This window comes from Streptomyces sp. NBC_01750, assembly GCF_035918095.1.
Taxonomy (GTDB): domain Bacteria; phylum Actinomycetota; class Actinomycetes; order Streptomycetales; family Streptomycetaceae; genus Streptomyces.
The window spans coordinates 3716398-3728827 of record NZ_CP109137.1 but is presented as its reverse complement, the minus strand read 5'-3'; the positions used below and the strand labels follow the sequence as shown (position 1 = coordinate 3728827).

General features: G+C 69.7%; 9 protein-coding genes. 7 read left to right on the top strand and 2 right to left on the bottom strand.

The window, feature by feature from the left end:
- Nucleotides 1-27: 27 nt before the first annotated feature.
- Complete coding sequence (locus OG966_RS16560; RefSeq protein ID WP_326650426.1) at nt 28-519, bottom strand: SUKH-3 domain-containing protein; 492 nt, start codon at nt 517-519, stop codon at nt 28-30.
- A 10-nt stretch (nt 520-529) separates the two neighbouring features.
- Nucleotides 530-1036 (bottom strand): YwqJ-related putative deaminase, encoded by a 507-nt coding sequence (locus tag OG966_RS16555; protein ID WP_326650424.1) that lies wholly within the window; start codon nt 1034-1036, stop codon nt 530-532.
- A 218-nt stretch (nt 1037-1254) separates the two neighbouring features.
- Here OG966_RS16555 and OG966_RS16550 point away from each other — a divergent pair, with 218 nt between their 5' ends.
- From OG966_RS16550 to OG966_RS16520, 7 genes are all read left to right on the top strand, one after another.
- Nucleotides 1255-2268 (top strand): SMI1/KNR4 family protein, encoded by a 1014-nt coding sequence (locus OG966_RS16550; RefSeq protein ID WP_326650423.1) that lies wholly within the window; start codon nt 1255-1257, stop codon nt 2266-2268.
- A gap of 7 nt (nt 2269-2275) precedes the next feature.
- Nucleotides 2276-4894: an SUKH-4 family immunity protein gene (locus OG966_RS16545; protein ID WP_326650422.1), complete on the top strand. Its 2619-nt coding sequence runs from the start codon at nt 2276-2278 to the stop codon at nt 4892-4894.
- Between the two features lie 363 nt (nt 4895-5257).
- A complete protein-coding gene (locus tag OG966_RS16540) occupies nt 5258-6148 on the top strand; it encodes a cellulose-binding protein (RefSeq protein ID WP_326650421.1) in 891 nt (296 codons plus the stop codon).
- Nucleotides 6149-6284: 136 nt separating this feature from the next.
- Nucleotides 6285-6644, top strand: coding sequence for a hypothetical protein (locus OG966_RS16535; RefSeq protein WP_326650420.1), 360 nt, complete (start codon nt 6285-6287; stop codon nt 6642-6644).
- Nucleotides 6641-10924: an RHS repeat-associated core domain-containing protein gene (locus OG966_RS16530; RefSeq protein ID WP_326650419.1), complete on the top strand. Its 4284-nt coding sequence runs from the start codon at nt 6641-6643 to the stop codon at nt 10922-10924. Before OG966_RS16535 ends, OG966_RS16530 begins: the two co-directional genes overlap by 4 nt.
- Before the next feature lie 98 nt (nt 10925-11022).
- Nucleotides 11023-11637, top strand: coding sequence for a hypothetical protein (locus tag OG966_RS16525; RefSeq protein WP_326650417.1), 615 nt, complete (start codon nt 11023-11025; stop codon nt 11635-11637).
- A gap of 124 nt (nt 11638-11761) precedes the next feature.
- Nucleotides 11762-12100: a hypothetical protein gene (locus tag OG966_RS16520; RefSeq protein ID WP_326650415.1), complete on the top strand. Its 339-nt coding sequence runs from the start codon at nt 11762-11764 to the stop codon at nt 12098-12100.
- Nucleotides 12101-12430 lie beyond the last annotated feature (330 nt).

The following is a 12430-nucleotide window of genomic DNA, read 5'->3' as shown; positions in this document are numbered from 1 at the left end:
CGCTCGGTGGCCGTTCGCCGCGGTCGCTCAGCCCAGCGTCAGTCGGGCCGGCTGGATGCCCGTGACCATGGTGGCCAGCGCCTGGTCGATGTCCGGCCCGAGGTACCAGTCACCGGTGTGATCGAGGCTGTAGACCCGGCCCTCGGCATCGATGGCGAGTACGGCCTGGCTGTCGCCCTCCTCCCCGAGCGGCGAGATCTCCGTGTCGAGCGCGCGCCCCAGGTCCGCGAGAGTGCGTGCGAGGTGGAGCCCGGCGAGCGGGTCGAAGTGCATCGGTGTGGGCGCCGTCTGCCGCCCAGGACCCGGCGCCGTCACGCGCAGTCCGCCGAACTCCGCCCAGGCCTCGACGGCCGCCGGGGAGACCGCGTGCCGGTGGCCCGCGGGCGAGGCGTACGAGCGCAGGGTGTCGGCCCAGTGCTCGGCCTGCTTGATGTCCCAACGGCCGGGCTGCCAGCCCGCGTCGCGCAGGGCGGCGTCGACGGCGACCGGGAACCGGGTGGTGCTGAGGTGGTCGGGCATTGGTGCGGGGTCAGCCGTTCTCGGTCGCGGTCGGGTCGACGGGACGTACGCCGAAATGGTCGAGCATCGCCGCACAGGAACGGCAGGGCGGTGCGTAACTGCCGTGCAGCGGATCGCCGTCCTCGCGGATACGACGTGCCGTCAGTTTCGCCTGTTTGAGTGTCCGCTTCGCCTCGCTGTGGGTCAGCGGTTTGCGCTGGGCCCGTTTCGAGCGTTGAGCCTCGGCGGCGGAGAGATGGCGCGAGAGCAGGATCGCCTCGGGGCAGCGGCCGGTGAAGCGTTCGCGCTGGCCGCTGGTGAGGGTGTCGAGGAAATCCTGTACGAGCGCGTGGAGTACGGGTGGCTGATCGGCCTTGCCCGCGGTGCAGGTGAGGGTCTCGCCGCGTACGGAGAGTGCCGCCGCCACGGCGGGCAGAATCCCGTCGCGTCGGTGACCCAGTGCGGGCGGGCGACCGGTGTCCGTGCTGCTCCAACTGAGGCGCGGATCACCTGAAGTACTTGGTTGCGCTGTGTGCATGGTGCGCTCGTTCCCTCCCTGCACTCCCCCGAGTTGCGGGACAGCCTGCCAAATGGGAAGGGGGGTGTGGAAGCTGGGGCACTGAAACGTGTCGCCGCTTCGCCGTTCGGTCACCCGAACGTGACCCTTCGTGATGGAAGCGGAGCGTCGGTCTTCCCTATTGCACCACCGCATAGGCTGTCCTGAACCAGCCGGAACGCAGCAGGGGGCATACCGCCATGACGACAGGTCGGCAAGGGCTGGGGGCACCTCCCGGCCCCCGGACCGGGGGACAAACCGCGCCACCGAATGCGGCCTACGCCGGGCAAGTCGTGAACTTTCCGGACCCGGTCCGGGCCTCCCGCCACCCCAGGGGTGTGCGGGTGGACGACAACGGCTATCCGGTCTTCTCGCCGTACGCGCGTGCCGCCGCCGAGATCGCGGAGCCCCCGGAGGGCTTCGGCGTGGACGAGCTGCGGCTGACCGATTACGTATCGGCGAATGCGGCGCTGCACGCCGACGGCCATGCGCTGTGGGACACGATTCCTTCGGTGGCCACTCCACACGGCTGGACCTGGCACCACGTGCCGGGCACCCGTCGGATGGAGCTGGTCCCGGTCGAGGTGAAGGCGTTGCTGCGGCACCACGGAGGTCTCGCGACGACGCCGGTCGACCAGAGCAAGCGGGGTACGCGTCCGCTGCAGGAGACCCGGCCCGCGCACTTCGGTCTGCCGAAGGGCGTGGTGTCGGTGACCGAGCAGCAACTGCTGAGCGTCGAGGAGGATCTGGGCTACCGGCTGCCGGGGGCGTACCGCTCCTTCCTGAAGGCCGCTGGCGGCTGCGCCCCGGTCGGGGTGGCGCTCGACGCCGAACTTGGGCTGCTGGTCGACCAGCCGTTCTTCACGGTGCGGGACGAGGCCGCGGTCAATGACCTGCTGTACGTCAACAAGTGCCTGCGGGACCATCTGACCAAGGATTACTTGGGAGTTGCGTTCGTCCAGGGCGGGATTCTGGCGGTGAAGGTCAGGGGCTCGGCAACGGGCTCGGTCTGGTTCTGCGCGTACGACGACGCGCGGGACCAGGACGGCTGGAGTGTGCAGGAGCGCATGGAGCGGCTGCTGCTGCCGTGCGGCGACGACTTCGACGGTTTTCTGCAGCGTCTGGCGGGCAATCCGCCGGAGCTGGAGACCGTGGCGAACCTGATGGTGGACGGCGGCTTCAGCAGCGCCGTCCCGATCTCGGACGAGGGGTGACGGTCCGATGGTGACCTTCGCGCAGGCGCAGGAGCGCGCGGAAGAGTGGGTCAACGGCGATGTGCCCGCGTACCAGCACCGCGAGGTGCGGGTAAGGGAGTTCGAGCTGGGCTTCGTGGTCTGGGCGGAGGACCGCGAGGGCGGGGTCCGTTCGGACGGCGGGCAGCAGCGGCTGGTGATCGCCCGGGACAGCGGTGAGGCGACGCTGTGGCCGGGACTGCCGGTGGGTGAGGTGATCCGCCGGTACGAGGAGGAGTACGGGATACAGGATGAGACCGCGGCGGCGCCGGAGCCGCCGCAGCGTATCGACCTGAATCAGACGTCGTTCCTGTTGAGCCCGCCGGAGTGGCTCCAGGAGGCGGCGGACAAGATCGGGATCCCGGACCGCAGGTCGCCGGAGCGCGCTTCGGGTGCGGCGCCCGGCGCGGATTCGGGCATGCCTTCGGGGCCGCCTTCACATTCGGGGCCGTCTTCCAGTGCGCCTTCTGGGTCGCCGGAGCCCGCGGCTGCGGCTGCCCGCCCGCCGTCGGCGGGGGCCGACTGGTCCGCCCCCGGGTCACCGCCGCAGGACAGCAACGCCTCGCAGGCGGGCGGAAGTTCGTCCGCGCCGGGCTCGGCATGGCCCGAGGCCGGCTCCTCCGGTGGCAATGCCTCGCAGGGTGGGTCCGTGTGGCCCAGCGCCGGTGGTGGCGGCGACTACGAGCCGACGGCTTCCGAGGGTGTGCCCGCCACACCGTCCGGAGCGACTCCGTGGACGGACACCAGCGCCGGCTCCGAGGATGCGTCCGTCCCGTTGCCGGCCACGGTGTTCGCGCCGCCGATCTCCGGGACCGACGACGATGACGCCCGGACGCCTGTCACCGGTGCGGATGCGCCCACCGCGCTGATGTCGGGCGGCAGCCAGCTGCCGCGGACCGCCGTCGCCCCGGCGCTGAACCCGCAGCCCGGCGGGCCCCAGACGCCCCAGACCCCTCAGACGCCACAAGATCCGTATTCGCTCCAGTCACCCCGGACTCCGCAGTCGCCGCCGCCCGGTGCGCCCGCACGCCCGAGCCCGGGGGCCGGTGACATCGCCGACGCGGCGACGAGCAAGGCGGTCGTACCGCCGCGCGCCTCGCGCGGCAGCGGCCCCACGACTCCGCCGCCGCCCGGTGCTCCCGGTACTCCGGGTGTGCGGCCGGGAGCGACGCCGCCGCCGTCGGGTCCGGGTGCGCCCGGTGCTCCGGCGGGCGGATATCTGCCGACGCAGCTCGTCTCGCAGCTCGGTCAGGAGGGCCCGCAGCCGCCCGGTGCTCCGACACCGCCCGGTCCGCCGGGTGGCGGTGTGCACCATGCGGCGACGATGCTGGCCGGACCCGCGCAGATGGGTCCGGGCGCGCCTCAGCCGCCCGGTCCTCCGGGGGCTCCGGGTGCGCCCGGGGTCCCGCAGCCGCCCGGTCCTCCGGGTGTGCCCGGTGCTCCGACACCGCCCGGTCCGCCGGGTGGCGGTGCCCACCATGCCGCGACGATGCTGGCCGGACCCGCACAGATGGGGCCGGGCGCGCCTCAGCCGCCCGGTGCACCTCACGGCGCGCCGCCCGGTTCCGTACCGCATGCACCGCTGCCGGGTGGCCCGCCGCCCGCGTACGGATATCCGCAGCAGCCCAGCGGTATGCCGACTGTCGGCCCCGGCTACCAGGCCGTACTGCGCTACCGCGCGCCCGACGGTTCCGAGGCCCAGTTGATCCGCCGCTCGGCGCCGGGAACTCCGCACCCGGAGTGGCAGATCCTGCACGAGCTGCGCGCCATGAACGTGCCGCCGCAGCAGGTGCTCGAGCTCCACACAGAGCTGGAGTCGTGCGAGCTGCCCGGCGGCTACTGCGCCCGGATGATCCGGGAAACCTGGCCACAGGTGCGGATCACATCCGTCGCGCCGTACGGCAGGGATCACGCCAGCCGGCAGCAGGGCATGCAGCATCTGCTCACCCACCAGGGGGAGTTGCATCAGGTCGCGGACGGTCCGGCGCGCCCCGCGCCGGTCCGGGCCCCGCTGCCGCAGCTGCCGCCGGCCCCGCCGATCCCTCCGGAAGGGATCGCGCAGGAGCTGGTGGCCGCGTTCGGCCCGCAGGGCATCTGCCGGTTCGACCAGCGGGCCGTCTCGCGTCAGGGCGTACCGGAGATCGTGGCGGCCACCCTGGTCTGGGCGGGTCTGCCGGGCGACTTCAACCCGTTCTTCTGGGCGCAGCCGGCCCAGCCGGTCGTCCCTACGCTGGCGGAGCTCGCGGCGCAGCGTCAGCTGCAGCCGGCGGCGGACGCGGGCTCGTACCTGGTGGTGGGCAGCGACTTCGGCCGGGCGATCTGTGTCCAGTACGGCACGGCGCACATAGTGGCGGTACCGGTGGAGGCGGGCCCGGGCGGCCAGCCGGTGGCGCCGCAGTTCGTGAACAGCGGCCTGCCGGAGTTCGTACGGTGTCTGGCTCTGCTCGGCCGGATGTGGCGGCTGCGCTTCAACCTCAACCCGGAGCAGGCAGGCCGCTGGACGGTCGATTTCCAGGCACAGCTCGCGGCCCTGGACCCGGCGGCGCTGGCGTCGCCGGAGAGCTGGTGGTCGGTGCTGCTCGAGCAGATGTGGGACGGACTGCTGTAAGGCGACGGTATGGATGAGGGGCGCCCGGCCTGTGCGACACAGGCCGGGCGCCTTCTTGTCTGCCGACCTGCCTGCCGCAGTCGTCCGCCGCGGTCGTCCGCCAACACACCGAGACGGTGTTCACCAGATCTTCACGGACATCACGCTCACTCAGGCGCCGGGGACGGGTTGGCAGGAGGGGCTGAGGAAGTACGGAGGGGCAATGGCGGGCCGGGTGCGCCGCCGCTTGTCCGGTTCCGGCTTCTTTCGCCGAATGGCGCATCCTTGACCGGTGCCGATGGGTAAAGTGTCGCGTTATGGCCACTTAGCTCGGATCCGGCAGGATGTGCGCCAATTGCGTTGTGCGTCGGAGAGGCTTGAAGGATGAGTGCTGCATCGGTGTCACCTCACGGCTTCGTCGCCGTACGGGGCCGTGGCTACCACATGGGGAAGACCGACGCCTGCGTCACCGCCCTGTCCCAGGACCGCGACGACGCCTGGGAGCGTGCCGCGCGTCTCACCGTCCTCGCCAGGGAGATGGAGGCGGAGGCCGTCGCCCTGCGCGAGGTCGTCAAGGCGCTCCCACCGCAGACGTACGAAAGTCTCGGCAGTCGCGCCCAGTACCTGCTGGCGTTGACCGTTGAGGAGGCCGAGCAGCTGCTGGCCGCGACGCGGGACGAGGCCCAGGCCATCTGGAACGCCGCCGACGAGGGCGCTCGCCAGATGTACGAGGAGGCGCGTGTGTACGCCGAGGAGCTCCGGGCGGAGACCGAGGCGCGCGTTCAGCAGATCTCGCTCGCCGCGCAGACCGCGGCCGACGAGGCGCGTATCGAGGCCCGCCTCGAGGTGAAGGAGCGGCGTGGCGAGGTCGTGGCCGCCTGGAAGGAGACGCGCCGCCGCTGCGAAGGCATGCTGGCCGACCTGGAGCGGGACCAGGCCGAGCGCCGGGAGGCGATGGAGCGCGAACTCGCGTACCACGAGGCCGAGTTGAATGCCCGCCACGCCGAGCTCGCCGCTTATGCCGAGGCCGGGCTCGCCGAGGCCGAGCGCACCCTCGCCGAGGCGGACGAGAACACCCGCCCCGGCCAGGAGGACGCGGAGGCGCGAGCCGCCGCGCTGATCGCCGAGGCCAGGGCCCGCGAGGAGCGGATCGCGCGCGAGACGGAGCGGGTGCTGCGCGAGCACGACAGGTCCCGCGAGGAGATGGACGCGCATATGGCGCACATCCGCAACAGTCTGGCGACGCTGACGGGCCGCGCGGCGGCTGAGGGCTGAAAGGCCGCACGCCGCACGCGTGTTCGCGCAATTTGTGTCATCCATTGCCCTGGCATGGTCATCGCATGGGCAAATCTTGATCACGCTCTTCTAGGGTCGGGGTTTGCAGCGCGTGAAGACAACGGGGGTGCTTCGCATGGGCGATGGCAAGGGCGACGGCAAAGTCCTGGAAATCAACACGGCCGACATCAAGTTGACGGCGCCGGTCTTCCACGAGCAGGCCAAGAACCTCAGTACGGCCTTGACGACGCTGGTCACCACCCTGGACGGGCTCGGTGCGCCCTGGGGAGACGACGAGCCGGGCAAGAAGTTCTACGACGGCTACCACCCTCAGCAGAAGGCCATCGAGCGGGCCGCCGGCATCCTCGTCCTCGGACTGACCAGCATTCATGAGGCGATGTCGGACATGGCGGACGGGCATGTCGACAACGAGCGTTTGATCGTCGGGATGTTCACCAAGGCGAAGGCGAAGATCGACGGCGAGGACGCCAAGTGAACGTCGAGGACGAGGCCAAGGAGATCCTGCTCAAGCTCGGCATGTGGTGGCCCGACGCCGATCCCGGCGCCCTGCGCAAGGCCGCCGACGCCTGGCGGACCTTCGCCGGTGCCGTCGACGACGTACGGACCCCGGTCAACAACGCGGCCACATCGCTCATCCACAACAACAAGGGTGAGGCGATCGACGCGTTCGAGGTGTTCTGGGGGCGCTACGCCAAGGGGAAGGACGCGGGCTGGCTCAGTGACATGGCGAAGGCGGCCCGCAAGATGGCGGAGGTGCTGGACAAGCTTGCCGGCGCCGTCGATGACGCCATCAACAAGCTTCGGACAGAGCTGGCCATCGACGCCACCATCATCGTGGCAGGCCTCGGGCTCGCCTGGTTCACGGCGGGCATATCGGCGGGCGCCGCGGCCGTAGCCGCCGAAGCCGTCCTCGAACTCGCCGGCACTCTGGGCATCGCCGTCACGGCCACGGTCGCGGAAATCGCCGCGGGCACGCTGGTCGCCGCGGCCTTCGGTGGCGTGGAGTCGGTGGCCGTCGACCTCGCCGTCGCCCAGCCGCTGAAGATCGCCACGGGGTTGCAGACGGGCTTCAGCCTGGACGAGATCAATGCCGCGGCGAAGGACGGCATGATCTACGGCGGGGCGTTCGGCGCGGGGGGCGGTGTGGCCAAGGCCGGCGTCGAGGGGAGCCTGTTCGGGAAATTCAACGAGGTGCCGCTGATGCTGCGGCCGCCGACTCTGCGGCCCGACCTGGTCGAACTCGGACCTGCGGCCCGCCCGGCCAGGAGGACGCCGTGCGTCGGGGAACCGATCGACGTGGCGACCGGCGCCATGCTGATGACGCAGACCGATCTCACGCTGCCGGCGAGCCTCCCACTGGTTTTTGAGCGCACCCACCTGTCCACGTACCGCGGGGGAATGTCCTTCGGGCCCACCTGGGTCTCCAACCTCGACGAGTGCATCCAACTCGACGCCGAGGGCGTCGTGTTCGCCGCCGCGGACGGCATGCGCCTTGTCTATCCGGTGCCTCGGGTGAGTGAACCCGTCCTCCCGGCGAAGGGCGCCATGTGGCCGTTGGAGTGGGACGGCAAGCCCGACGGTGTCATGACCATCACCGACCCGGACTCCGGGGTCGTACGAAGCTTCAGCAGTCCCGTTCCCTCGGACACGCTCGGAACGGTCCACCTCCCCGTGGACAGCTGGCACGACCGCAACGGCGCGCGCATCGACGTCGAACGCACTGCCGACGGCATCCCCACCGCGCTGCGCCACTCCGGCGGCTACTACCTCGCCGTCGACACCCAGGGCCCGCGCATCACCGCCCTGCGCCTGCTCGACGAGACCCCGTCACGGTACGAGCCGACACTGCACGACCGCGGCGGTACGGTCGTGATGCGCTACGGGTACGACGCGGCGGGCAACCTCACCGAGATCATCAACTCCAGTGGCGAACCATTGCGTTTCACCTACGACGCGGAGGGCCGGGTCACTTCCTGGACGGACCGCAACGGCACGTCGTTCGCGTACTTCTACGACGCCCGTGGCCGCGTCGAGCGCACCGAGGGCAGCGACGGCTTCCTTTCCGGGGCCCTCGCCTACGACGACGAGTCGCGCACGACCACGTACACCGACTCGCTCGGCCGGCGGTCCACGCATCGCCACAACTCCGAGGGCCAGGTCGTCGAGGAGACCGACCCGCTCGGCCACACGACGCGCACCGAGTGGCACGAGAGGGGCGACAGGCCGCTCTCGGTCACGGATCCGCTGGGCCGCACGACGCGCTACGCATACGACGAGGCGGGCAACCTCACCGCGGTAACCCTGCCGGACGAGTCCCTTGCCCGAGCCACGTACAACACGCTCGGCCACCCCACGGAGGTCGTCGAGCCCGGCGGTGCGACCTGGCGCCACACGTACGACGAACTGGGCAACCTGCTCAGCACGATCGACCCCGTCGGTGCCGAAACGCGGTGCGACTACGACGAGTTGGGCCGGCTGTCAGCGATCACCGACGCCCTGGGCCATACGCGCACCGTCACGTCGAACGCGGCCGGACTGCCGATCGCCGTAACCGACGAGGTCGGGCATGTGACGGAGGTGCGCAGGGACACCTTCGGCCGGGTCATGGAGGTGACCGACCCGCTGGGTCATGTCACCCGCATGGGCTGGACGACCGAAGGCAAGCCGAAGTGGCGCCAGTACGCGGACGGCGCCCGGGAGTCCTGGACCTGGGACGGAGAGGGCAACCTCCGCTCCCACACCGATCCCGCGGGCAATGTCACCCGCCACACCGCCACGCACTTCGACGTCCCGGCCACCCGGATCGACCCGGACGGCACGACGTACGCCTTTGCCTATGACACCGAGATGCGGCTGACGGGGGTCACCAACCCGCAGGGGCTGACCTGGTCGTATACGTACGACCAGGCGGGCCGTCTGGTCGCGGAGACCGACTTCAACGGCCGGACGCTGACGTACACGAATGATGCGGCGGGCGGTCTGGTGTCGCGTACGAATGGCGCGGGCGAGACGCTGCGCTTCACCCGGGACGTGCTCGGCCGCGTGACGGAGCAGCGGACCGAATCGGGCGGCATCACCACGTACGCATACGGCACGACGGGCCATCTGACCCACACGGCCAATGCGGACGCCGAGGTCGCCATAGACCGCGACGTGCTGGGCCGTACGCTCACGGAAACCGTCAACGGCCGTACGACCAGCTACGCGTACGACGTTCTGGGTCGCCGGACCCTGAGGGTCACTCCGTCCGGGCTGAGCTCGGGGTGGTCCTACGACCCGGCAGGCCGCCCGACGGAACTCCGCTCCGACGCGGGTGAGCTGACCTTCACGCACGACGCCGCGGGCCGCGAGACGGAACGCCGCCTCGGGGAAGTCGTCGCCCTCAGCCAGGCCTGGGATGTCACCGACCGCCTCGCCACCCAGTCCCTGACGGCGCGCTCGGAGGACGCGGACCGGCTCCTCCAGCACCGCGCCTACGCCTACCGCGAGGATGGCTACCTCACCGAGATCCGCGAACTGACCTCCGGCACCCGCCGTTTCGACCTCGACCGCATGGGCCGGGTCACGGGCGTACGGGCGCACGGCTGGACCGAGACATACGCCTACGACGCGGCGGGCAACCTGGCGCACGCCACGGCCCCCGCGCACGAGGCCCCGGGCGACCGCGAATTCGAGGGCACCCTCATCCGTCGCGCGGGCCGCACTTCGTACGACCATGACGCGCAGGGCCGCCTGATCCGCAGAACCCGCAAGCTCCTCAACGGGCAGCGACTCTCCTGGACGTACGCCTGGAATGCCGAGGACCGCCTGGTCGAGGCGGTGACTCCGGGCGGCGAGCGCTGGCGGTACACGTACGACCCGCTGGGCCGCCGAATATCCAAGCAGCGCCTGGCGGACGACGGCTCGGCCGCCGAGCGCACGGACTTCAGCTGGGACGACACCCGCCTGGCGGAGCAGATGGCGCCCGACGGCAGGGTCACCACCTGGGACTACGCCCCGGGCAGCCATCGCCCCCTCACCCAGACCGACCACAAGCCCCTGGTCCGGGAGCCGGGCGGATCCCTGCTCTCGAAGCTGGCGGAGGACACGTCGGCCGACTACGGCACCCGCTTCCACGCCGTCATCACGGACGCGGTAGGTACCCCCGCCGAACTGATCGGCCCCGACGGCGAATTGACCTGGCAACGCCGCACAGCCCTCTGGGGCACGGCCTTCCCCGCCCCGACGGACGCGGCGCCCGTGGACTGCCCTCTCCGCTTCCCGGGCCAGTACGCCGACTCCGAAACGGGCCTGAATTACAACCACTTCCGCTACTACGACCCGGAAACCGGGCGGTACCTGTCGCCGGATCCTCTCGGCCTCACCCCCGCCCCCAACCCCGCCACCTATACGCATAACCCTCACTCATGGGTTGATCCACTCGGTCTCGCTCCCTACGACAATCGCGTACTCCAAGGAGTTGACCACCAGCTCAGGGAAGCTGAGGGAGGCAAGGTCAATCATTACCTGGCCGGGATTGGGGACGATGACGTCAAGCTGGAAAAATATTTGATGGGCAAGCGGGACACGCCGGCTGACTACATCGACACCAGAACCCAAAAGGAGATCATCATCGACAGGAGTATTCGTGATGCGAACGGAGATCCTGTGGTCATTATTCGCGGTCCGAGTATGATTCACTCGTACCATATTCCCGAAACCGACATCTTCAAGTATTCAAACGGCGAGACACCCAACTGGAGGCGCGCACCGTGACGTCGGGAAGATATCCGGGGTACGAATCTGTGTCGCGCGTCGGTGGTGAGCGACTTATCTACCCGAATCCAGTCCCGGCGGAATTGAGGTCTTATGGGGTGGAGCTGCGAGCCGCCGAATGGCCGGTGAGGTTCGGTGGTCGCCATTCCGCGATTTCCCGCCTCGACCTCATGTGTAGATGGCAATCGCTCCGCGGATTGGCCTATATTCAGGCGGTATCGACTTCTTGTGCATCGCAAGAACTGTTGCAGGACATTGAGGTGCGTCCGAGCGGTCCGGGTGTCGGCTCGGAGATCTTTCCAGACTTGATTGAGAGGCTGGAGCGGCAGGCGCGGAAAGTTCCCGATGAGCTGCTGGAAATCATCTTGCGAAACTGCGCCCCGCTACTCGCGGGCGACCCGTATTCTGGGTTTGCGGTATCCGCAGGGTTGGCGTCGGGTTCCAGACCGTCCTTGGAAGATGGCATTGAACGAGCCGCCGCAATCAGCAGCTTCTGGTTCGGCGTGCCACAAGCCCGTCCCGCATTGGCCATGGCGTGGAATGTCGGCTCATTCATTGGAGAATGGTTGAGTTGGTCGGATGGGCGTGTCGACACGGAGAAAAGTCTCGGGATCGGGATTCATCCGGCTCCGGAACGGCCCGACCCGGAGGACTTGCCCAGCTGGCTCATGGAGTTCATCCCGTGGGGCTCGACGTCATCTGATCAGACTTGATCTGATCCTTCGTTGACGGTCAGTAGTAAGAGGATAGATGTGCAAATCGGTGGGTAAATGGCTCGGAAATCACATTTTACCGCCCCGTGAAATGGTCCACGAATCAGTATGGGAACGGAATCAAGTGAAGCTTGAGACGCTGGCGGATCACGCTGGATTCGGCCCCGCTCGGGCGGCCGGGACGCATGCGCCGTCGCCGGTGTTCATCGCCGTCATGGTGCTGGGCGGCCTGATCGCCGTGTGGTGCGGTGCGAGCTGGGCGTTCAATGTGCGGGGCATCGCTACACGGCGGGCCGAGAACATCAGGCAGCGCTACCAGCTGGGCGGGGCGCAGCTGGGGCAGCTGGACAGGTCGCCCTCGATGTGGGCTCAGCCGTGGTACCAACGGCTGATGGGGGCGTTCATGGCCTTCGCAGGCCTGGTGATGGTGCTCGCGGGCGCCGCGCTCTGGCATCTCGGCTGACTGAGGCACCTGCGCGGCCGGACAGCGCGCCGGCCGCGCTTCCTGCGGGAGCACGGCCGCCCCGCTGCCCGGGCCCGGGTGAGCGGCGGGGCTGAGCCGCCGGTGGCCGCGCTCCCTCACCTGCCGACAGGAACCGGCGGGCGTCCCTGCCTTATGCCCGGGGCACTCGGATTGCGACCCGCGCGCCGAGGACGTACGCATTGCCGTCCGCGAACTCCACCCGCTTGCGCCGCCCACTCACCTCTCGTCCGCCCCCGCTCCCGCCGGGTCCTGTCGCCAAGGCAGTTCTTCCGCTCCGAACCTGCGACGGCTGCGAGCGCGCCTTCCGGT